The sequence below is a fragment of the Streptomyces sp. SX-6 genome (assembly GCF_059089585.1).
Map to the genome: position 1 here is coordinate 1 of NZ_JBTHHU010000039.1, position 21,459 is coordinate 21,459.

Consider the following 21,459-nt stretch of genomic DNA (forward strand, 5'->3'; position numbering starts at 1 on the left):
CCACCAGCCTCCCCGCCGTCCTCGAAGCCCTCGAGAACGACAACGAATACCTCCAGGCAGGCGGCGTCTTCACCGCCGACCTCATCGAAACCTGGATCGACTACAAGCGCACGAATGAGATCGCGCCGATGCAACTGCGGCCCCACCCGCACGAGTTCGAGCTCTACTTCGACATCTGAGCCCGCCCCGGGGCGCCTTCGCGCACGGCGTGGGCGCCCCGCCGAAGAGATTCCGTCTTCACCCCTCCGATGGCTTGACGCGCACCCGTTCGCCCATCACTATTGCTGACACAAGCATCGCTTGCGCAAGCAATCAATCGGGAAGGATGTACGGGCATGGCCTGGATCTACTTGCTCATCGCCTCGGTCTTCGAGGTGGTCTTCGCCCTCGCCACCAATGCCACCGAGGGCTTCACCAAGCTCGGCCCGTCCCTGCTGACGGCAGGGGCGGCAGCCGGAGGCATCTTCTTCCTCAGCCTCGCGCTCAAGACACTGGACGTGGGCGTGGGTTACGCGATCTGGACAGGCATCGGATCCGTCGGCACCGTCCTCCTCGGCGCCGTGATCTTCGGCGAGTCGCTGACCCTCGCCAAGGTGATCTGCTTCGTCGTCATCCTCGGCGGGATCATCGGCCTCAAGCTCGTCGACCGGAAGGCGACGGCGGAGGCTTCCACCGCCGAAGCCACCATGCCCGAGCCCGCCCCCGCGGCCGCCCGCTGACCGGCCCGCGACCGATGGGGGGATGTCATGCCTCTGAAGATCGAGATCTGGTCCGACTACGTCTGCCCGTTCTGCCTCCTCGCCAAGAAGGTCCTCGACCAGGCGACCGAGGGCAAAAACGTGGAGATCAGCTGGCACCCTTACGAACTGCGTCCGGAACCGACACCGACTCTGCTGGTCGAGGGTGACTATCTCCAGACCATCTGGAAGAACGTGGTCTACCCGCTGGCCGCACGCATGGAGATGCCGATCGTGCTGCCGGACGTGTCGCCGCAGCCCTACAGCCGACTCGCCTTCGAGGGCTACCAGTTCGCCCTCGAGCACGGCAAGGGCACCGAGTACAACGAGCGCATACTGACGGCCTTCTTCGTCGAAGAACGCGACATCGGCGATGTCGGCGTCCTCACCGAACTGGCCGCCGAACTCGGCCTGGACGCCCCGGAGTACCGGACCGCGCTCGAGACCGGCCGCTACCACGAGACCCACCAGCGGATCCTGCGCCACGCACACGAAGACCTCGGCATCACGACCGTCCCCACCATCTTCATCGGGGAAGGGCGCACCAAGGTCGAAGGAATGCCGCAACGCGCCTTCCTCGCCAAGGTCATCGACGAGGTGATCGCCCTCGAGACACCGGCATCACTCTCGGCAGCCTGAACCGCCCGCCGCCTTTCCGCCGCTTTCCGCGTCCCCCGCACCCGAACTCCCAAGGAGAACCCCTGTCATGGCCTGGATCTGGCTGCTCATCGCCTCCGTGTTCGAAGTCGCCTTCGCGCTCGGCACCAACGCCACCAAGGGCTTCACCCGACTGTGGCCCTCGGTCTTCACCCTGCTCGCCGCCGCCGGCGGGATCTACACCCTGAGCCTCTCGCTGCGGACGCTGGACGTCGGCGTCGGCTACGCGATCTGGACGGGCATCGGATCCGTCGGCACCGTCCTCCTCGGTTCGGTGATCTTCAAGGAGAAGATCACCAAGGAGAAGGTCGTCTGCTTCCTCGCCATCATCGGCGGCATCATCGGCCTGAAGCTGGCGGCGGGCGTCTGAGCAACGCCACCGGCACATCGGCGCCAGGCCACCCAGGACGGGCCCCCGGCTGACAGGTTCCCCCGCCGGCAGCCGGGGCGCCCAGCCCCCTCCCCCACTCCTTCCTCCCCCAACTCCCCTTCTTCACCCGAGCGTTCTCTTCCCCACCGAAAGCGAGGAGACCATGCCCTCACAAGGGTTCCTCAACCGCCTCGCCGAACAGGCGAAGCTACGACCGGATGCCACCGCTCTCGTCTTCCACCAGGACCGCGTCAGCTACGGGCAACTGCTGGAGACCGCCCGCGGCCTGCGCACCCAGCTGGCGGATCTGGGACTGTCCGCCGACGGACCGGTCGCCGTGTCCGTCAAGAAGTCCCCCGCCGCCATCGCCCTGGTGATCGCGCTCCTGATGGAGCAGCGGCAGATCCTGCTCCCCTCGCCCGAGCTCGGCGAGGACGTGCTGGGCACACTGGGCCGGCAGGCGTCGTGTTCCCACATCCTCACGGTCACGCAGGAGTCCGGAGGCCCGGCCACCGTCACGGCCCGGCCCGTGGAGAGCACCGCGAGCGCCGACGGGTTCGTCCTGCCCCCGGCCGACCGGGCGGCGCTCTTCCTCACCACCTCGGGCTCCACCGGGACCCCCAAGATCGTCCCGCTGCCGATGACGTCCGTCGACAACTTCCTCGCCTGGGGCGCGGAGCAGTTCGGCACCGGGCCCGACAGCGTCGTCCTCAGCTTCGCCCCGCTCAACTTCGATCTGTCGCTGCTGGACGTGTGGTCCACGCTCGGCGCCGGCGGGTGCGTCGTCCTGGTGGACCAGGACCGGGCGACGGACGCGGCCTATCTGCGAGGCCTGTTCGAGGAGAACGACGTCGAGCTCGTCCAGGCCGTGCCGATGTTCTTCCGGCTGCTGGCCGAGGCGGCCGAGGCCGAGGGGCTCGTCCTCAAGAGCGCCCGGCACGTCGTCTTCACCGGCGACGCCATGCCGCACGCGCTGCTGGAGCGACTGGCCGCACTGTTCCCCGGCGCCCGCTTCCACAACCTCTTCGGGTGCACCGAGACCAACGACAGCCTGATCCACGAGGTCGACGTCGAACGGCTCGCCCCCAACGAGAAGATCCCCATCGGCCGCCCGCTGCCTGGCGTCATCGCCCTCCTGCTGGACGAGGACGGCCGGCCCATCGAGGGCCAGGGCACCGGCGAGCTGCTGGTCTCGACCCCCTTCCAGACCACGGGCTACCTCGAAACCGCCCGTAACGAGGGGGTGTTCGTCACCGATCCCGAAGACGCGCCCCCCGGCGTCTACTACCGCACCGGTGACATGGTCACCCGGCGCGAGGACGGTGCCTTCGTCCTGGAGGGCCGCAACGACTTCCATGTGAAGGTCCGCGGTGTGCGGACCAACATGCAGGAGGTCGAGCAGGTCATCCTCGGCCACCCGGATGTGCGCGAGGCAGCCGTCGTTGCCATCCCCGACGAGCTGGCCGGCGTCAAACTGCACGCCGTCGTCCAGCGCAAACAGCGCTCCACGCTCAACAGCCTGGTGCTGCGCACCTATTGCTCGTGGGCGCTCCCCCGCCCGGCGATCCCCGGTTCGTTCGCGGTCGGCGACGCACCACTGCCGCGCACGGCCACCGGGAAGCCCGACCGCAACCTGATCAAGAACCAGATGATGATGGAGAGGAAGTCAGCATGAGCATCGCAGGCCGTATCACCGAGTTCATCACCTCCCAGTTCCTCCCGGACATCGACCCCTCCGAACTGGCCGCCGACTACGACCTCGTCGGCAACGGAGTGATCGACAGCCTGGGTCTGATCCGGGTCATCTCCTGGGTCTCCGAGACGTTCGAGCTGCCGCTCGACGACATCCCGATCGCCGCGGACAACTTCCGTTCCGTGGAGGCCATTGCGGACTTCGTCGCGGGGGCGAAGTCCCCGGCGGCGGCGCGCTGAACACCGTTTCCCATCCCTTTGACTCCGCACCACAGCTGACAAGGAGAGCACGAAATGATCATTCGTAGCCTGACCGAGGTGAAGGACGTCGAGTGGGGCAACGGCCTGAGCCGCCGCTTCCTGACCGAGGCCGACGGCATGGGGTACTCCCTGACCGACACCGTCGTCTACAAGGGCACCACCTCCAAGCTCCAGTACCAGCAGCACCTGGAGGCCTGCTACTGCATCTCCGGCAGCGGCGCGGTGGAGACCGTTGACGGCAAGCGCATCGAGATCACCGCGGGCACGATGTACGCCCTCGACAACCACGACGCCCACCACCTGATCGCCTCGGACGACGAGGACTTCCGTCTGGTGTGCGCCTTCGCCCCGGCGCTGCGCGGTGACGAGGTGCACTCGCTCAGCGAGGACGGCTTCTCGCGGTACTGAGTTCCCCCGGGCGCCGGCCGCTCCGGCCGGCGCCCCTCCATCCAGCAGCGACGCGGAAGAGCGGAGAACACCCGACATGATCAAGTGGTCAGAGGAGCAGGAGCGCCTCCACAATCTGATCGCCCCCCTCGCGGACGAGCTGAACGAGGGCCACCTCGAGTGGGACGAGCAGCAGGAATTCCCCTACGACAAGTGGAAGACGATCCGGCAATCCGGCCTGCTGGGCGTCCCGTTCGGCACGGAGTGGGGCGGCCTCGGCCAGTCGCTGCCGACCACGATGTACGCGCTCGAGGGGCTCGGCCGCTTCTCGCGGGACGCGGGCCTGAACTTCTCGGCCTCCACCCAGATCGTCTCCACCGGCATCCCGCTCCAGCGCTTCGGCTCGCAGGAGCTCAAGGACCGCTTTCTCCCCCGGATCCTGGACGGCAGCCTGATCGGCGCGCACGCGATCACCGAACCGGAGCACGGCTCGGACGCCATGAACATCCGGTCGGTCGCCGTCAAGGACGGTGACGACTACGTCATCAACGGCTCCAAGATGTTCATCAGCAACGCCACGATCGCCGATGTCTTCCTGCTGTACGTGCGCACCGGCGAGGCCGGCAGCCCGTTCGGGCTCAGCGTCTTCCTCGTCGAGCGCGACACCCCCGGACTGCGGGTCGGGGAGAACATCAAGAAGATGGGGCTGCGCAGTTCGCCGCTGGCCGAGGTGTTCTTCGACGACCTGCGGGTGCCGGCGAGCCAGATGCTGGGCTCCCCGGGCGCCGGATTCCTCATCCTCGACTATGTGATGAAGCGGGAGATCCTCTTCTCCTTCAGCATCAACCTCGGCGAGATGGAGCACCGGCTCGGGCGGTGCCTCGCCTACGCCAAGAGCCGCGAGCAGTTCGGCCAGCCCATCGGCGGCTTCCAGGCCGTGTCGCACAAGCTCGTGGACATGAAGATCGCGGTGGAGACCGCCCGCAAGTGGCTCTACGACACCGCGGAGAAGGTCGAAGCCAACAAGGACAGCACGATCGACGTCGCCGCCACGAAGATCACCGTGAGCGAGGCCAACAAGGCCACCGCCCTCGCGGCCCTGCAGATCTTCGGCGGCTACGGCTACCTCACCGACCACGGCATCGAGAAGGACGTGCGCAACGCCCTCGCCGGGACCATCTACTCGGGCACGTCCGAGATCCAGCGCAACCGCATCGCCGCCATGCTCGGCCTCTGACCGGGCTGTTGTTCTCCCCCACCGACCCTTGGAAGGACGCGCCATGACCACTGCCGTCGAGCACCCCAACGCCTACGATCACCTGCTGCGGTCGACCGACTTCCTCGACCACGACTCCTACGAGGTCCAGGAATTCGTGAACCGTTGGGTCACCGACCACGACGCCTCGCCGGTGCAGAAGGCCATCCAGCTGTACTACGGCGTCCGCGACAACGTCTTCTACGAGGTCTACGGAGCCGACCTGTCCCGCGACGGGCTGCGCGCCAGCTCCATCGCCACCGGCGGTCAGGGCTTCTGCCTGCACAAGTCGATCCTCTACGCGGCCGCGGTGCGCGCGGTGGGCATACCCAGCCGGCTGGTCTACGGCGACGTGCGCAACCACCTCGCCTCCGACCGCCTCAAGCAGCACATCGGCGGCGATGTCTTCTTCCACGGCCTGACCTCGGTCTACCTCGGCGGCCGCTGGATGAAGGCCACGCCGGTCTTCAACAAGCTGCTGTGCCGGCTCTACGGCATGACCCCCCTCGAGTTCGACGGCACCGGTGACAGCCTCTACCACCCCTTCGACGCCGACGAGGCCGAGACCGAGGCCGCCGCCCAGAAGACCATGGAATTCCTGTACATGCACGGCGAGTTCGACGACCTGCCCTACGACTACGTGATGACCAACATGCGCCGCAAGCACCCCCGGTTCCTCAACGGCGACGGCACCGTCGGGGGCGGCTCGCTGTCCGCCGAGGCGCCGTGATCCCGGAGCGACCCTCCAGCAACCCCGTAGGAACCCCGTAGCCCAAGTCCCCGCATTCCCTCAGGAGGAGCCATGAGCAACACCACCCCCATCGACGGCTGGCGTGCCCGGGCCCGGGTCGGCGTCGTGGTGCCGCACGCGGACGTCGGCCCCGAGTCCGAGCTCCAGGCGATGGCGCCCGAGGACGTGTTCATCCACGGCTCGCGGCTCGTCTTCGAGGCCATGCGTCCGGGCGGCGAGATGGACCCCAAGATCCCGCACGCCCCGGTCCACTCCTTCGTCGAGCCGCCGCACGTGGACAACGCCACCGAGCTCCTCGCGGCCTCGCCCATCGACGTGATCGCGCTGGGCTTCACCAGTTCCTCGTACGTCCTCGGCCCCAAGGGCGAGCAGGAGCTGTACGACCGGCTGGCCGCCCGGACCCGCGGGATCCCGCTGGTGGGCACCACGACCGCGGCCGTCGCGGGCCTCCGGGCGCTCGGCGCCGAGCGGCTCGCCCTGGTCAACCCGCCGTGGTTCGACGAGGAGTTGTCCGCACTGGGCGCCAAGTACTTCACCGACCAGGGCCTGCACGTCGTCCACCACGGCCCCTGTGGACTGCCGAGCAACCAGAAGGAGATCACCCCCGAGGCGCTCTCCGGCTGGATACGCACCGAAGTGGCCTCGTCCCGTCCCGACGCCGTGCTCGTCGCGGGCAACGGCATCCGCGCCGTCGGAGTCATCGCCGGGCTGGAGGAGGAACTGGACTTCTCCGTCCTGACCGCGAACCAGGTGCTCTTCTGGCACGCCCTGCACGAGGGCGGCGCCGCGGACGCGGCCAAGGACGTCACGTCCTACGGGCGGCTCTTCGACGCAAGCCCCCGGCCGAGGTAGGCCCGCCATGGCCCTGCTTCCCGCCGACGGCTACGTCGCCCTGTTCATGACCCGCGAAGGCGACCGGTACACCGAGCCGCTGATCTGCTGGCGCGAGGACGCCTCATGCGTCTACGGCATGGTGCTGCACAAAGGGGCACTGCACAGGGCCGAGCGGCTGCAGGGCTTCCTGCGCTACCGGTCCGCCGCCGAACCCGTGGAGCGCAGGCTCCACGCCGTGGGCTGACCCCTCCTTCGAACCACTCCGCCCCCCACTCCGCCCCCCCCCACTCCAACCTGCCACTCTCCCAAGGGAGTCGTACCCGATGACCACGCCCTCCCCCTCGTTCCCCCCGGGCACCGACCCGCAACTCGTCGCTCATGTGCAGAAAGCGGTCGAGCTCTCCTCCAAGCATGTGGCCCGCGGCGGCATCCCTTTCACCGGCCTGGTGATCGGGCGCAGGGGGGAGGTACTCGGCACGGGAGTGAACACCGTGTCCGAGGACCGCGATCCGACCGCGCACGCGGAGATCGTCGCGCTGCGGGCCGCGGCCAAGCAGCACGGCATCCACGCCGTGGCCGGCTCGACGCTCATCGCCTCGGGCGAGCCCTGCGCCCTGTGCTACATGGCGTCCCTCTACTTCGGCGTCGCCCACATCGTCTTCGCCGCCGACCGTCACATGGCGGCGCGGGGCGGCTTCGACTACTCCGACTCGTACCGGATCTTCGCGACCGACCCCACCCGATGGCACCTCAAGGTGACCTCGCTCCCCGTCGAGGGCGCGGAGCGCCCCTTCGACGAATGGCGGGGAGCCCGCTTGTACCGATGACCCATTCACCACCGTACGTACCAGGAAGGAGCCGACCGCATGACGGTGCACATCAAGGTCTGGTCCGATTACGTCTGCCCGTTCTGCATGCTGGCCGAGGAGCCGCTGCGCAAGGCGACCGCGGACGAGGACGTCGCCATCGAATGGATGCCGTTCGAACTGCGCCCGCACCCGGTTCCGACGCTGCACCCCGAGGGCGAGTACCTGCAGACGATCTGGCAGCGGGCTGTCTACCCCATGGCGAAGCGCATGAAGGTGGACATGAAGCTGCCCGACGTCTCGCCCCAGCCGTACACCCGGCTGGCCTTCGAGGGCTATCAGTTCGCGAAGGAGCACGGGCTTGCCTCGGAGTACACGCCTCGGATGCTGCGGGCCTTCTTCCAGGAGAACCGTGACATCGGGGAGATCGACGTACTCACCGAGCTGGCGGCCGAACTCGGGTTGCCTGCCGATGAGTTCCGCACGGCACTCGAGCAGGGCACGTACGCCGAGGCGCACCGCAAGGCGCTGGCCATAGCGGAGCAGAACCTCATCCAGAGCGTGCCCACGCTCATCATCGGCGGCACCCACCGCATCGAGGGGGTGCCGCACCCCGCACAGCTCCGCACCGCCATCGAGGCCGCGAAAGCCGAACAGGCGGCCCTCACCGAGGAAGAGTGGGGTGCCACCTGTGGAATCGACGGATGCTGACCAGGCCACCTGCTGGCGTGAACGGATCCTGTTCACCGGCCGAGTCACCCACGCGATCGAGAGGACGATGCTCCGCCGGCACGGCATGGGCCTGTCCGACTTCTTCGCACTGACCGCACTCGTGGAGGCCGGCGGGCAACGGCTGCGCATGCAGCAGCTGGCCGAGACGATAGGGCTGACCCAGTCGACGGTGAGCAGACTGCTGACGCGACTGGAGCACTGCGGCCTGGCGGACCGGCAGTTGGGCAAGCGCGACCGGCGCACCACCTACGCCACACCCACCCGCGCGGGCCGCGAACTGGCGGTCCAGGCCTCCGAGACGTTCGAGAGAGCCCTGACCTCGGTCCTCTCGGCACTGCCCTGCGGGGAAGGAGGTGGTGCGATGGCCGCAGGAGCCGCGTGACGCCGATGATGCGGCGGGCAAGCGCCCCCGACGGGAGGAAGGGACCGTCGGGGGCGCTGCGGCGTTCCCTCCTCCCGATGCTCCCGACGCTCGTGTTGTCGTTCCTCTTCAAAAACAAACCGGTTGTCTGGTATAGTCTTTACGGACAAGCCAGTTGGACAGGTCTTCTCCTGTGGCGACAAATGGGGTGGCGATGGCCGCGTACAGCATCAGCACCGAACGTCAGGCAGCGAGAGGCACGACGCGCACCGCACCGCACGTGGTCATCCGGCCCGAACGCACCGGCTGGTCCCTCGACTTGGACGAGCTGGTCCAGAGCGCGGCCCGGACCCCCGGCGGCTGCTCCACCCGCTTCCTGCCCGAGCTCGAGCGGCTCGTCGCATCCCTCAACCACGAGGGCCGCCTCACACCCGTCGGTCTCGTCGTGGTCCGGGCCAGGCTGCGCGCGGCCCTCGCCCGCCAGGCCCAGCTGCGCCTGCTGCCGCTGGGCGACCCCGCCGTCACCGCCGTGCGGCCCGCACCCTCGTTCATCACCGGACTGCCAGGCAGCGGCGCCGCGTTACTGCACAACCTGCTGGCCGAGCACCCCGGAGTGGACGCACCGGCCCTCTGGGAGCTGCACGAGCCGGCCGCCCCCGCGGCCGAACCGTGCGAGTTCCGCGGCCTGATCCAGCGGGGCCGCGCCGTGGCGGGCGGCACGCGCCGCCTGCTCACCGGCCGTCCGGCGGGCCTGCTGCGCGAGGCGACCCGGCCCGGCAGCTGCTCCTGGCTGCTCGGCAACGCCTTCCAGAGCCCGGCGACCGCCCTGGCCTGGCGCGTCCCGGCGTACGCGGACCGGCTCGAGGAGCACCCCATGACGGAGGCCTACCGCTTCCACCGCGAGCAGCTCCAGGCCGTCGCCCACCGCATCCCCGGCTCGGCGCTCCTGCTGCGCGACCCCTTCCACGCCCGTCACCTGCCGGAGCTTCTCGACGTCTATCCGCAGGCCACGGTCATCCGGGTGCACCGCGACCCGGCCCGGGTCGCCGCCACCACGGCGGGAATCAGCCACACCCTGCGCGCCGCGCTCTCCGCACCCGCCGACCCGCACGAGACGGGCCGCGAGTGGGCCGCGCGGACGGTACGGCACCTGACGGGCGCGGAAAGCGCGCTGCGCCGCCTGCCCCCGGGCCGCGTCCTCGACATCCGCCACCACGACCTGACGGACGACCCCGCCGCGACCGTACGCGAGGCCCTGGCCTTCCTCGGCCTCGAGCAGACCCCCGTGGTCGAGCGGAACGTGCTGAACCTCGCCGCCCGCACCGCCGCGGCCGCCCGGAGGGGCAAACCCTTCGGCACCGAGGAGTTCGGCATCAGCCGCCGCGCGCTCGCCGGCCGCCTCACCGCCTACCGCACCCGGTACGGAGTGTGAACCGGCCGGAACCGCACCCCCACCCAGCTGCTCTCTTTGCCAGGACATTCCCTTCGCAGGGCATGATGAATGCTTGCAACAGCATTAGCATGTCCAGACGGGGTGTGCAGCAGACGTCCAGGCAGGGAGACGAAGGACATGACGGCATCGGACACCGCCCTCCATACCGGACTCGACCTCTACCGGCAGCTGGCCATACTGACCGGCCAGGTCGGCAGCACGCTCGAGAAGCGCATGCTGCGCCGCCACGGGGTCACGCCGCTCGAGCACATGGCCCTGTCCGCCCTCGCCGAGGCCCGTGAGGACGGGCTGCGCATGCAGGACCTCGCGGAGGCCATCGGCGTGAACCCGTCCACCGTGAGCCGGCTGATGGGCCGGCTCGAGGGCGGCGAACTGGCCCACCGCGTGATCTCGGAGACGGACCGCCGCGCCACGTACGCCCGTATCACCCCGCACGGCAGGGAACTGGTCGACGAGGCCTCGGAGACCTTCGAGCAGGACTTCGCCGCCGCACTCGACGTCGCCGCGCTCGACGAGCGGACGACGGCCCTCGTGGCACTGCTGCGCGGCGGCCAGGAGGCGTAACAGCAGTACAGAGCACACCCCGGCCAAGGCCGGTTCCCGGCGAACTCGCGCCGGGAACCGGCCTTTTGCTGTTCATGTTCTTTTCTCTCCCACCCTCTGGATAAAAAACCGGTTGGGAGGTACGTTCTTGTGCAAGGAAAGGTCCGTGGCCTGTCACACCTGTCGCAGGGGAGAGTTGCGAACATGTCCGTACTGCTCGACGAACAGACCTTGGCCGGCCGGGAATTCAGCCGTACCGTGCCGTGCGACCTCGTGCGGCAGGCCTCGGTCTCCGAGGTCTTCCTCACCCACTGCCGCGCCGAGGACGAGCACACCTACACCGTCTCGGCCCAATGGCCGCGCGCGCACTGCTTCTTCGGCCCGGTGCTGGGCCGCTGGTACGACCCGCTGCTGGCCGCCGAGACCATCCGGCAGGCGGCCCTGCTCGTCGCCCACACGGGCCCGGGCGTTCCGCAGGGCGCCGAATTCCTGACGTGGAACCTGAAGTACTCCCTGTCGCCCATCGGCTTCCGGGTCGGGCCCGAGCCCGCCAACCTGACCCTCGACGTCGTCTGCCGGGAGGTCAGGGCGCGCGGCGACGACCTGGCGGGTCTGCGGGCCACCATCGACATCCGCCGCGGCTCCGCGCTCATCGGACGCGGCGAGACGACGTTCACCTGCGTCTCCGCCGAGCAGTACGCGCAGTTGCGCGACGCGGCGCCGGCCGGGCCCGCCGAGGACGCCCCGTCGCTCACGCCGGTCAACCCCGCGCTGGTGGGCCGCCGTGACGCCGTCGACGTCCTGGTCGCCACCGGCGAGAGCGACGACTCCTGGCTCCTGCGCGTCGACCGCGGCCACCCCGTGCTCTGCACCCCCGGCGCGGACCGCGTCCCGGGCGTGGCGCTCATGGAAGCCATGCGCCAGGCCGCGCAGTTGACGGCCGGGTGCGGCGACGCGCTGGCCCTGGACTTCGCGGTCGAGTTCACGCGCCCCGTGGACTTCGACCGTCCGGCGCGCGTCGGCGCCGAGGTCATCGGCTCGCTGTCGGGCGGCGGCGTGCCCGTCCATGTGACGGTCGAACAGGACGGGCGGCTCGCCGCGTTCGGCACCCTGCACCTGCAGCCGGTGCGTTCGGCGTGAACGGCCCGCGGATCCTGGTCACCGGGGCGACCGGCTTCATCGGCTCCGCCGTGCTGCACGCCCTCGGCACGGGGGCCGGCGGCCACCGGTTACGCGCGCTGGTCAGACGGCCGCAGGCCGACCCCGCGCCCGGCGTCGAGTACGCCTACGGCGACCTCGCCGATCCCGCCTCGCTGCGCGGCGTCTGCGACGACGTCGACACGGTGCTCCATCTCGCCGGCTACATCGGTTCCGACGAGCAACTGTGCACCGCCGTCAACGAGGAGGGGACGCGGGCCCTGCTCGCCGAGGCGGCCCGCTCCGGTACGCGCCGGATCATCTCCCTGAGCACCGCCGCGGTCTACGGCGCGGGCGTGCACCGCGGCATCGCCGAGGACGAGATACCCCCCGCCCCGGTGTCCGTCACCAGCCGCAGCCGGCTGGCCGCCGAGCGCATGGTGCTCGCCGCGGGCGGCAACGTGCTGCGCCCCCACCTCGTCTACGGCACCGGGGACGTCTGGGTGGTGCCCGCCGTCACCGAGATGCTCGGCCGTGTGCACGCGTGGTGCGACGGAGGACGGGCGCTGCTGTCCCTGATCGCGGTCGACGACCTCGCCCGGCTCTTCGCCGCCCTGGCCACGGCGCCCGAACCCCCGCTGCCACCGGGCACCGTGCACCACGCCAACCACCCCGACCCCCTGAGCAACCGCGACCTGGTGACCGTGCTGTGCGAGACGCTGGGACTCCCGCTGCCCCAGCAGGACCTCTCCTACGAGCAGTACCTGTGCTGGCTCCTGCGCACCCAGGGCAAGGTGACGGAACGTCAACTCTCTCTCTTCTCCACCGACCACTGGTACCGCAGCACATCCGTGTGGCAGCTCGCCGGGTGCGACCCGGGCCCCGGCCACCAGGCACGGCTGCGCGCGTACGCCCCGTGGTACCGCGCCTCGCTCGCCACCCCCGCCCCGACCCCCAGGGAGACCCTGTCGTGACCGCCCCCACCCGCCATCCCGCCCTCACCGAGGCCGAGTTCGCCGGTCTGCGGCTGCCCAACCGGCTGGCGCTCGCCCCGATGACCCGTATCTCGGCGACGCCCGACGGCCTGGCGACCGACGACATGGCCGCGTACTACGCCGGCTTCGCGCGGGGCGGCTTCGGCCTGCTGATCACCGAGGGCACGTACACGGACACCGCGTACAGCCAGGGCTACCTCGACCAGCCCGGGATCGCGACGCCCGGACAGGCCGCCGCCTGGCGGCAGGTCACCGAGCGGGTGCACGAGGAGGGCGGCCGCATCGTCCTCCAGCTCATGCACGCGGGGGCGCTCTCCCAGGGCAACCGCTTCCGGCCCGTCGCCGCGGCACCCTCCGCGCTCCGCCCGCGCGGCACCCAGCTGGCGTTCTACGGCGGCGACGGGCCGTGGCCCGAACCGCTGGCAATGACGGAGGTGGAGATCGCGCGCGTCGTGCGCGGCTTCGCGGAGTCGGCCGTACGCGCCCGGGAAGCGGGCTTCGACGGCGTCGAAGTGCACGGCGCCAACGGCTACTTGCTCGACCAGTTCCTCACCGACTACACCAACCTCCGCACGGACCGCTACGGCGGCCCCGTAGAGCACCGGATCCGGCTGACGGCCGAGGTCACCGCGGCCATCCGCGCCGCGGTGGGGACCGGCTTCGCGGTCGGCGTCCGCTTCTCGCAGACGAAGATCAACGACTTCACGCACCGCTGGGCCGGCGGAGCCTGCGAAGCCGCGGTCGTCTTCGCGGCAGCCGCACAGGCGGGCGCGGACTATCTGCACATCGCCGGGAACGGCCGTGCCTGGTTCGACGACGCGCGCTTCGACGACGGCCGTACGATCACCGCCGTCGCCCGGGAGACGACCTGCCTGCCCGTGATCGCCAACGGCGGGATGCACGACGCGGACCAGGCCGCGCGCGTCCTGGCCGGCGGCCACGCCGATCTGCTCTCGGTCGGCACGGGCGCGCTGGCCAACCCGGACCTGCCCCGCAGACTGGCCGACGGCACTGTCCTGGACGCCTTCGACCCGGCCGTGCTGCGCCCGCGCGCGACGCTCGCCAACGCCCGCCGGGTGGCCGCCCTCGCTTGAAGCCCGAAGGCCGTCGGTGAAGCCCGAAGGCCGTCAGCCGGAGCGGCCGACGCTCCTGAGGCCCATACCCCTGAGAACCTGCCCGACGCGCCTGCCCTGCGCGGCGAGGTCCCACGTCGGCCGCCCCCGCGTGAACGGCCAGCAGGCCAGCCCGACCACGACCGCGATCGCGTGGCCGAAGTCCGTGTACGTACCGCCGGTCAGCAGCGGCAGGGCGAAGAAGAGCACCAGGCCCACGAGGTAGAGCCAGCGCCAGGGCCGCGGCACCCGGTAGGTGAGCAGCGCCGCCGCCGCGGCCAGGCCGTAGGAGACGCCGATGTCGACCACGTGCTTCATCGCCCGCGGCGCATTGTGGTGCTCGATCGCCACCAGCAGCATCCGCTGGCTGACCAGCGTGGCCGAGATATGGGCGACGACGACCGTGAACAGCCAGCGCGTGGTGCCGACCCAGCGCTCCACGTTGGCGCTGAACACCTCGAAGAGCACGGCGTACAGCAGGAACGAGGACGGGCTCTCGATCCAGAAACCGCTGATGAGCAGGGACTGGAGCGGGTGCTTGTCGAGCTCGTGGATGTTGCTGCTGTTCCGGTGCAGCAGGAAGACCTCGAGCCCCTCGCTCGCCGAGGCGATGACCAGGCTGGTGATCCCGATGATCAGGAGCCAGATGTGGGTGCCGGGGGACGTACGGACCCAGGTGCGCAGCCACTCCACGGCAGCTGACCACCGGGAGAGGACGCCCGTGTCACGCTCGACCACCACTCGACGGTAGCCGAGGCACGGAGGACCCGCAGCGCGAGTTGTAGGATGACTGGGCAACCGGTTGACTGACTGCCCCTTGGAGGATTCGTGGCACTGCACGCAGCGGGACGGCAGTCCCTCGTGGACACCGTCGTGGAACAGCTGCGCACCCAGGTGACCGCCGGGGAGTGGCCCGTCGGCGAGCGCATCCCCACCGAGCACGCGCTCGCCGAGCAGATGGGCGTGGGGCGCAACACGGTCCGCGAGGCCGTACGCGTCCTCGTGCACGCCGGGATGCTGCGCTCACGGCAGGGCGAGGGCACCTTCGTGGTCTCCTCCGCCGACCCCGCCGAGATCATGCGCGGGGTGCGCCGCGCCGGCGTACGGGACGTGCTGGAGCTCCGCATCGCGCTCGAGGTGGAGGCCGCGCGGCTCGCGGCCTCGCGCCACGAGGCGGCGGACCTGGAGCGGATGCGCGAGGCGCTCGACGCCCAGACGGCATACGAGGACGCCGAGGGGCAGCCCGAGTCGGGCAACCTCGAGCTGTACGCCGACCACGACATCGCGTTCCACCGGGCCGTCGTGGAGGCCGCGCACAACACCGCGCTGACCTCCACCTACACCTGGTTCAGCAGCTCCGTGCGCGAGGCGCTGATCACCGCGCTCGGCGACTGCGAGATGCCCCGCATCCTGCACGGCGACCACCACGACCTGATGACCGCCATCGCCTCCGGCGACCCCGACGCCGCGGCACGGGCCGCCCGGGTCCTGCTCGAGCGCCCCAAGCAGGCCGTCGAGTCCCTGCTCGCCGAGCGCTGACCCGTACCCACCGCACCCCCTTGAAAGGCACCCCATGTCCGAAACGAGGCCCGAGACAGCCCTCATAGCCGCCGAAGAACCCCTGTCCGCGGCACCCTCCCCCGCCGCCGTGCGCACGCTGCGCGCACACCCCGCGCTCGTCATGCTCGGGATCGTCCTCGCCTCGCTCAACATGCGGGCCGCGCTCGCCGGGGTGTCGCCGCTGATGGACGAGATCGGCGGCCACTTCCACCTGGCGGCGGCAGCGAGCAGCCTGGTGACCACCATCCCGCTGGTCTTCATGGGCCTCGGCTCGATCATCGCCCCCCGGCTCGCCCGGCGCTGGGGCACGGAAGCCGTGCTGTGCGGGGCGCTCGTGCTGCTGGCCGGCGGCATCCTGCTGCGCATCGCGCCCCCGGTGGCGGCCCTGTTCGTCGGCTGCGCACTCGTCGGCACCGCGATCGCGCTGCTCAACGTGCTGATGCCGGGCCTGGTCAAGCGGGACTTCCCGGACCGGGCGGCGAGCATGACCGCCCTCTACTCGACCACGCTGATCCTCGGCGCCACCGGCGCCGCGGCCGCGTCCGTCCCGCTGGAGAACGCGCTCGGCGGCTGGCAGGGCTCCCTCGCCTCGTGGGCGCTGCTCGCCGTGGTCGCCGTGGTCGTGTGGATCCCGCAGGCCGTCATCGCCCGCAGGACGGCCCGCACCGGTGCGTCGCCGGAGCCCCGGCAGGCCGCCGCCGACGGACCGGACCTGATCCGCTCGCCCCTCGCGTGGCAGGTCACGCTGATGATGGGCACCCAGTCGCTGATCGCGTACGTCTGCATCGCCTGGATGCCGACCATCTTCACCGACCACGGCATGAGCAAGAGCGAGGCCGGCATCGTCTACGCCTTCTACACGCTGGTGCAGATGGCCGGTTCGTTCGTCGCGCCGCTGCTCGCCGGCCGGATGCGCGACCAGCGGCCGCTCGCGGTCAGCGTCGTCGTCCTCATGGCGGGCGGCATCGTCGGACTGCTGATCGCGCCCGCGGCGGGGGCGTGGGTCTGGGCGACCCTGATGGGCGTTGCCCAGGGCGGCATGCTCGGCCTCGCCCTGACGTTCATGGTGCTGCGCACCCGCGATGCCCACACGGCCGCACGGCTGTCGGGCATGGCACAGACGTGGGGCTATCTCCTCGCGTCCGTCGGGCCGTTCGCGATCGGTGCGGTGCACCAGGCGACGGACGGGTGGACGCTTCCGGTCGGGCTGCTGCTCATCGCCTGCACGGCTCTGCTGTTCCTGGGGCTGGGCGCGGGACGCGACCGGAAGATCTGAGGCAGGATGCGGCCATGCCGATCACCGTTCCTGCCGGACTGACCGCCTCTCACGAGAAGGAGTGGATCGACGCGCTGCCCGGTCTCGCGGCGGACTTCCTCGACCGCTGGGCACTGCGGACCGACGGTCCGCCGACGCACGGCATGGTGGCGCTCGTCCTGCCCGTCCTGCGGCAGGACGGCACCCCGGCCGTACTGAAGCTCCAGCCGGTGGACGAGGAGACCGCGGGTGAGCCGCTCGCCCTGCGGGCGTGGGACGGGACGGGTGCCGTCCGGCTCCTCGAGGAGGAGCCGGGCTCCGGGGTCATGCTGCTGGAACGCCTGGACGGCAGCCGCTCGTTGGCGTCCGTACCGGACGACGAGGCCGCGCTCCGGTCCCTCGTGGACCTGATGGCCCGGCTGCACCAGGCGCCCGTCCCCGCCGGGCTGCGCCGACTCGCCGACGAGACGGCCACGATGCTCGCGGACACGCCCGGGGCGGTGTCCGCCCTGGCCGATCCGGACGAGCGCCGGATGGTGCTCTCCTGCGCGGCGGCGGTGCGGGAGGTCGCGGACGAGCCCGGCGACCGGCTGCTGCACTGGGACCTGCACTACGAGAACGTGCTGGCCCCGCTGCCCGGCTCGGGCCGGGGGCCGTGGCTGGCGATCGACCCCAAGCCGCTCGCCGGCGACCCCGGCTTCGATCTGCTGCCCGCCCTCGTCAACCGGTGGGAGGACGCAGCCGCCACGGGCGACCCCGCGCGGGCGGTGCGCCGCCGGTTCGACCTGATGACCGAGGCGCTGGGCCTCGACCGGGGCCGGGCGGTGCGCTGGACGCTCGCGCGGGTGCTGCAGAACGCACTGTGGGACATCGAGGACGAGGAGACAGCCCTTCAGCCGGAGCAACTCGTCATCGCCGACGTGCTGTTGCGCAGCGTCTAGCCCTACTCCTCGCCCGCCAGCGTCAGCTTCCGCAGCTTCTCCCCAGCGAACCACGTGGCTCCCGCCGTCACCGCCGCGAGCAGCACCAGCGCCACCGGCAGGCCCACGTCCGAGGTGATCGCGCCCTCGGCGCCGATCCGTTCGGCGAGCGCCAGCGACCACTGCTGGACGCTCAGCGTGCGGGCGCCCGGCACGAAGTTGCCGATGAGTGTCTCCCAGACCAGGGCGTAGACCAGCCCGAAGACCACGGCGTGCCGGGTGACCGTGCCCAGCAGCAGGAAGAGCGCGCTGTAGGCGACGGAGGCGACGGCCGCCGCGACCGCGTAGGCCGTGGCTATCCGCTGGCTGTTGCCGTTGAGCAGCAGGCCCGCGACGAACGTGGGTATCGCCGAGAAGGCGACGGTCACCCCGATCGCGACGGCCAGCTTGGTGAGGCCGATCGTCGGCCGCTTGACCGGCTTGGCGAGGAGATAGACCACCGAGCCGTCGTCGATCTCCGGGCCGATGGCGCCCGTGCCGGCGATGACGCCGATGAGCGGGACCATCGTGGCCAGCGCGAAACCGCCCAGGACGTGCGTGGCGTTGGCGTCGTCGGCACCGGTCAGGGCGCGGACGGCCACCGCGATGACGAGCAGCAGGGCGGGCAGGGCGAAGAGGATGGCGGCCCGGCGGCGGCCCAGGAGTCCGCGATAGGTGAGCCGGGCGACAGTGGGATGGAACACGACAGGGCTCCCTTCAGGCCGCGATGAGGTAGGCGAAGACGGATTCCAGCGACTCGTCCGACGGCGAGACCGCGAGGAGACGGATCCCGTGCGCACGGGCGACGGACGGCAGCAGCGTGGTGAAGCGACCGAAGTCGACCGCCTGCACCCGCAACGCGCCTTCCTCGGCGTCGACTTCGATGCCCGCGGTCGACGGGTCGGCGATCAGCGCCGCGGCCAGCGCACGGTCGTCGCTGGAGCGCACGAGATAGCGGTGCGGGCGGTTGGTCATCAGGCGGCGGATCTTGCGGAAGTCGCCGGAGGCGGCGTGCCGCCCGGCGACGACGACCTCGATGTGCGAGGCCAGTTGCTCGACCTCCTCCAGGATGTGGGAGGAGAACAGCACCGTGCGCCCCTCGGCCCCCATCCTTCGCAGCAGCTCCATCAGCTGCATGCGCTGGCGGGGGTCCATGCCGTTGAACGGCTCGTCGAGCAGCAGCACGGACGGGTCGTGGACGAGCGCGGAGGCCATCTTCACGCGCTGCCGCATGCCCTTGCTGTAGGTGGAGATCCTGCGATCCTGCGCGTACTCCATCTCGACCGTGGCGAGCGCCTTGTGCGCGGCGGAGGCGGGCAGGCCGTGCAGTTCGGCGTTGGCCACCACGAACTCGAGGCCGGTGAGGAAGTCGTACATCGCCTCGCGCTCGGGGACGACGCCGAGGTGCCGGTAGATCTGCTCGTTGCCCCAGATCGTCGTCCCGTCCAGGGTGACCGTGCCGCTGGAGGGGGCGAGGAAGCCGCCCATCATGTTGATGAGCGTGGACTTGCCCGCGCCGTTGGGGCCGAGCAGGCCGGTGACACCGGGGCCCACCGAGAGGGTCACGTCATTGACAGCCACCACGTTCCCGAACCAGCGCGAGACGCGGTCGATGCGGATCGTCGTCACAGCCCGGCCTTCCGGTAGCGGCGCATCAGCAGCGCGTACGAGCCGGCGACCACGCCGAACAGGACGAGGAGGTAGACCGCGCCCGCACCGGTGCCCGGACCGTGCTGTCCGGGGAAGCTGGAGGCGGCCGACAGGAACGCCGTCTGGATGCCGTCTATGAGCGTGATGGGGGAGAAGATCCCCAACCAGCTGACGGCAGTGGCGTTCTCATGGCCGTCGGCGATGGCCTGGATGGTGCTCACCGCCCCGTAGGAGATGGTCAGCACGGCGATGACAGCGGCCACGCCGAAACCGCGGCGCGGTGTGAGCGCGGCGATCACCAGGCCGATGCCGGCGAACAGGAGCGAGAGCAGTGCCACGGAGACCAGTCCTTCTGCGAAGCCCTTCGTCTGCGAGGCGAAGCCGAGCTTCGCGAGCAGGCCACCCGCGTAGAGGATCAGCAGGGGCGAGGCGGTGAGGATGAACAGGGCCGACGCCAGGGCGGCGTACTTGGCCAGCACATAGTCGACGCGCTCGATCGGGCGCGAGAAATACAGCGGCACCGTCTTGAACCGCAGGTCCCGCGAGACCGCCTGGGGAGCCTGAGCGGCCACGAAGAGACCGATGACCGCCTGGAAGTAGAGCGCGTAACTCGTGTAGGCGATCGGCAGCTTGCTCGTCTTCATGGCCACCGCGACGGCGACGATGGTCGCCGCAGGCAGCGTCATCACGGCGTACAGCAGCATCGGCAGGACCTTGGACCTCGCCGAGCGGCCCAGGCCGTACGTGCCGCGCAGGCTGTGCGCGAAGAGCGAGCGGCGGATGTACGCGCGGCCGAGGCGCTCCCCGGCATAGCCGCGGTAGCCGATGTTGTGGATGACATCCGGCGCGGCTGCGGTCGTGGTCTCAGGCAGCATCGGAAGTGCCCCGTTCGTCGGTCCGGAAGACCTCGGCGATGCGGTGCCGTCGCTGTTCCATCCGGACCAGCCCGAGGCCGAGTTCGACGACTGCGTCGCGCACGGTGTCGTACGTCTCCTCGCCCGCGACGTCGACCAGCAGCACCGAGCCCGCGCCCGGCGCCCCGTGCTCCCCTGCGGGGTGCACCTCGAGCCCGGCCGCGGCCAGGGCCGCGGCGAGTGCGGACGTGTCGTCCGGGTGCGCGTCGCTGTCCGTCACCTCGACCGCGAGGGAGCCCGTGGCCTGGGTGAAGTCGCTGGTGGCGGAGGAGCGCAGCAGCTTGCCGCCGTCGATGACCACGACGTGGTCGCAGGTGCGCTCCAGCTCGCCGAGCAGGTGGGAGGTGACCAGCACCGAGATCCCGAAGTCGGTGTGGACACGCCGGACCAGGCCCAGCATCTCGTCGCGCCCGGCGGGGTCGAGGCCGTTGGTCGGCTCGTCGAGCAGGACCAACTGGGGCCCGTGGACGAGCGCTTGGGCCAGCTTGACCCGCTGCTTCATGCCCGTCGAATAGCCGCCGATGGGGCGGTAGCGCTCCTCGTACAGCCCGACGTGGCGCAGGGTGTCGGCGGTGCGCTCACGGGCGGCCGCGGGTGGCAGGCCGGACATCCGGGCCATGTGGACGACGAGTTCGGTCGCCGACACGTCCGGCGGCAGGCAGTCGTGCTCCGGCATGTAGCCGACGCGCTCGCGGATGGCGGGCCCCTGGGTCGCGACGTCCAGACCGAGCACCTCGGCCCGGCCCTCGGTGGCCGGGGAGAGCCCGAGCAGGATTTTGATCAGCGTGGACTTGCCGGCCCCGTTGGCACCCACCAGGCCGGTCACTCCCGGCGTGATGTCTACGGAGAGCCGGTCCAGGGCGGTCACCCGGGGGAACCGCTTGCTGAGGCCGTCGGTGGCGATCACAGTCACGTATTCGACGGTAGCGGCGCGGACCGCGCCGGTCGTCAGCCCAGATGGTGGCTTCCGCGTAGTCCTCCGGTCTGACCCGCCCGTAGGGGGTCGTTCCTTCGGCCCCCTACCCGTCGGTGCACAGG

General features: G+C 70.5%; 26 protein-coding genes and 1 pseudogene. 22 read left to right on the top strand and 5 right to left on the bottom strand.

Translation table 11 applies throughout. The features are described 5' to 3' along the window. The 19 genes and pseudogenes from ACV530_RS31520 to ACV530_RS31610 form a co-directional block, all read left to right on the top strand. Positions 1-179, top strand: a pseudogene (locus ACV530_RS31520) (type I glutamate--ammonia ligase); the annotation flags it as partial. Positions 180-335: 156 nt separating this feature from the next. After that, a complete protein-coding gene (locus ACV530_RS31525) occupies positions 336-719 on the top strand; it encodes a DMT family transporter (RefSeq protein WP_494336087.1) in 384 nt (127 codons plus the stop codon). Between the two features lie 27 nt (positions 720-746). Beyond that, positions 747-1,376 (top strand): DsbA family oxidoreductase, encoded by a 630-nt coding sequence (locus ACV530_RS31530; protein ID WP_494336088.1) that lies wholly within the window; start codon positions 747-749, stop codon positions 1,374-1,376. Between the two features lie 67 nt (positions 1,377-1,443). After that, on the top strand, positions 1,444-1,764 hold the full coding sequence (locus ACV530_RS31535; protein ID WP_494336089.1) for a DMT family transporter: 321 nt from the start codon (positions 1,444-1,446) through the stop codon (positions 1,762-1,764). Positions 1,765-1,927: 163 nt separating this feature from the next. Beyond that, positions 1,928-3,439 carry an AMP-binding protein gene (locus tag ACV530_RS31540; protein ID WP_494336090.1) on the top strand — a complete coding sequence of 504 codons (1,512 nt, stop codon included), beginning with the start codon at positions 1,928-1,930 and terminating at the stop codon, positions 3,437-3,439. Beyond that, positions 3,436-3,696, top strand: coding sequence for an acyl carrier protein (locus ACV530_RS31545; protein ID WP_494336091.1), 261 nt, complete (start codon positions 3,436-3,438; stop codon positions 3,694-3,696). Before ACV530_RS31540 ends, ACV530_RS31545 begins: the two co-directional genes overlap by 4 nt. A 54-nt stretch (positions 3,697-3,750) precedes the next feature. Beyond that, positions 3,751-4,125 carry an ectoine synthase gene (locus tag ACV530_RS31550; protein WP_494336092.1) on the top strand — a complete coding sequence of 125 codons (375 nt, stop codon included), beginning with the start codon at positions 3,751-3,753 and terminating at the stop codon, positions 4,123-4,125. A gap of 76 nt (positions 4,126-4,201) precedes the next feature. After that, positions 4,202-5,341 (top strand): acyl-CoA dehydrogenase family protein, encoded by a 1,140-nt coding sequence (locus ACV530_RS31555; RefSeq protein WP_494336093.1) that lies wholly within the window; start codon positions 4,202-4,204, stop codon positions 5,339-5,341. Positions 5,342-5,384: 43 nt separating this feature from the next. After that, a complete protein-coding gene (locus tag ACV530_RS31560; RefSeq protein WP_494336094.1) occupies positions 5,385-6,089 on the top strand; it encodes a transglutaminase-like domain-containing protein in 705 nt (234 codons plus the stop codon). A gap of 72 nt (positions 6,090-6,161) precedes the next feature. After that, the gene (locus ACV530_RS31565; RefSeq protein ID WP_494336095.1) at positions 6,162-6,962 is read left to right on the top strand and encodes a maleate cis-trans isomerase family protein; all 801 of its coding nucleotides are present in this window, start codon (positions 6,162-6,164) and stop codon (positions 6,960-6,962) included. A 7-nt stretch (positions 6,963-6,969) separates the two neighbouring features. Beyond that, positions 6,970-7,188 (top strand): DUF6253 family protein, encoded by a 219-nt coding sequence (locus ACV530_RS31570; RefSeq protein ID WP_494336096.1) that lies wholly within the window; start codon positions 6,970-6,972, stop codon positions 7,186-7,188. 79 nt (positions 7,189-7,267) lie between these two features. Continuing rightward, complete coding sequence (locus tag ACV530_RS31575) at positions 7,268-7,771, top strand: nucleoside deaminase (RefSeq protein ID WP_494336097.1); 504 nt, start codon at positions 7,268-7,270, stop codon at positions 7,769-7,771. Positions 7,772-7,810: 39 nt separating this feature from the next. Then, the gene (locus ACV530_RS31580) at positions 7,811-8,461 is read left to right on the top strand and encodes a DsbA family oxidoreductase (protein ID WP_494336098.1); all 651 of its coding nucleotides are present in this window, start codon (positions 7,811-7,813) and stop codon (positions 8,459-8,461) included. Next, positions 8,442-8,864, top strand: coding sequence for a MarR family winged helix-turn-helix transcriptional regulator (locus ACV530_RS31585; RefSeq protein WP_494336099.1), 423 nt, complete (start codon positions 8,442-8,444; stop codon positions 8,862-8,864). The genes ACV530_RS31580 and ACV530_RS31585 overlap by 20 nt, the downstream gene beginning before the upstream one ends. Positions 8,865-9,057: 193 nt before the next feature. Then, complete coding sequence (locus ACV530_RS31590) at positions 9,058-10,275, top strand: sulfotransferase family protein (protein WP_494336100.1); 1,218 nt, start codon at positions 9,058-9,060, stop codon at positions 10,273-10,275. Between the two features lie 138 nt (positions 10,276-10,413). Then, positions 10,414-10,860 carry a MarR family winged helix-turn-helix transcriptional regulator gene (locus ACV530_RS31595; protein ID WP_494336101.1) on the top strand — a complete coding sequence of 149 codons (447 nt, stop codon included), beginning with the start codon at positions 10,414-10,416 and terminating at the stop codon, positions 10,858-10,860. A 183-nt stretch (positions 10,861-11,043) separates the two neighbouring features. Further along, complete coding sequence (locus ACV530_RS31600) at positions 11,044-11,979, top strand: ScbA/BarX family gamma-butyrolactone biosynthesis protein (RefSeq protein WP_494336102.1); 936 nt, start codon at positions 11,044-11,046, stop codon at positions 11,977-11,979. Further along, the gene (locus ACV530_RS31605; protein ID WP_494336103.1) at positions 11,976-12,950 is read left to right on the top strand and encodes an NAD-dependent epimerase/dehydratase family protein; all 975 of its coding nucleotides are present in this window, start codon (positions 11,976-11,978) and stop codon (positions 12,948-12,950) included. The genes ACV530_RS31600 and ACV530_RS31605 overlap by 4 nt, the downstream gene beginning before the upstream one ends. Next, the gene (locus ACV530_RS31610; RefSeq protein WP_494336104.1) at positions 12,947-14,065 is read left to right on the top strand and encodes an oxidoreductase; all 1,119 of its coding nucleotides are present in this window, start codon (positions 12,947-12,949) and stop codon (positions 14,063-14,065) included. The genes ACV530_RS31605 and ACV530_RS31610 overlap by 4 nt, the downstream gene beginning before the upstream one ends. Before the next feature lie 33 nt (positions 14,066-14,098). Here the strand turns inward: ACV530_RS31610 and ACV530_RS31615 are convergent, their stop codons facing one another. Further along, positions 14,099-14,821, bottom strand: a complete 723-nt coding sequence (locus ACV530_RS31615) for a rhomboid-like protein (protein ID WP_494336105.1) — start codon at positions 14,819-14,821, stop codon at positions 14,099-14,101. A gap of 90 nt (positions 14,822-14,911) precedes the next feature. On the opposite strand from ACV530_RS31615, the gene ACV530_RS31620 reads away from it, so the two are divergent. From ACV530_RS31620 to ACV530_RS31630, 3 genes are read left to right on the top strand one after another with little or no spacing between them, the layout of a single operon-like run. Continuing rightward, positions 14,912-15,622: a FadR/GntR family transcriptional regulator gene (locus ACV530_RS31620; protein WP_494336106.1), complete on the top strand. Its 711-nt coding sequence runs from the start codon at positions 14,912-14,914 to the stop codon at positions 15,620-15,622. A gap of 34 nt (positions 15,623-15,656) precedes the next feature. Next, entirely contained in the window at positions 15,657-16,919 is a 1,263-nt protein-coding gene (locus ACV530_RS31625) for a CynX/NimT family MFS transporter (protein ID WP_494336107.1), read from the top strand. Positions 16,920-16,933: 14 nt separating this feature from the next. Then, positions 16,934-17,839 carry an aminoglycoside phosphotransferase family protein gene (locus ACV530_RS31630; RefSeq protein ID WP_494336108.1) on the top strand — a complete coding sequence of 302 codons (906 nt, stop codon included), beginning with the start codon at positions 16,934-16,936 and terminating at the stop codon, positions 17,837-17,839. Positions 17,840-17,841: 2 nt separating this feature from the next. Here the strand turns inward: ACV530_RS31630 and ACV530_RS31635 are convergent, their stop codons facing one another. From ACV530_RS31635 to ACV530_RS31650, 4 genes are read right to left on the bottom strand one after another with little or no spacing between them, the layout of a single operon-like run. Continuing rightward, entirely contained in the window at positions 17,842-18,561 is a 720-nt protein-coding gene (locus tag ACV530_RS31635; RefSeq protein WP_494336109.1) for an ABC transporter permease subunit, read from the bottom strand. A 13-nt stretch (positions 18,562-18,574) separates the two neighbouring features. Next, on the bottom strand, positions 18,575-19,486 hold the full coding sequence (locus ACV530_RS31640; RefSeq protein WP_494336110.1) for an ABC transporter ATP-binding protein: 912 nt from the start codon (positions 19,484-19,486) through the stop codon (positions 18,575-18,577). Further along, positions 19,483-20,382 (bottom strand): ABC transporter permease, encoded by a 900-nt coding sequence (locus ACV530_RS31645; protein WP_494336111.1) that lies wholly within the window; start codon positions 20,380-20,382, stop codon positions 19,483-19,485. The genes ACV530_RS31640 and ACV530_RS31645 overlap by 4 nt, the downstream gene beginning before the upstream one ends. Then, the gene (locus ACV530_RS31650) at positions 20,372-21,334 is read right to left on the bottom strand and encodes an ABC transporter ATP-binding protein (RefSeq protein ID WP_494336112.1); all 963 of its coding nucleotides are present in this window, start codon (positions 21,332-21,334) and stop codon (positions 20,372-20,374) included. The genes ACV530_RS31645 and ACV530_RS31650 overlap by 11 nt, the downstream gene beginning before the upstream one ends. Positions 21,335-21,459 lie beyond the last annotated feature (125 nt).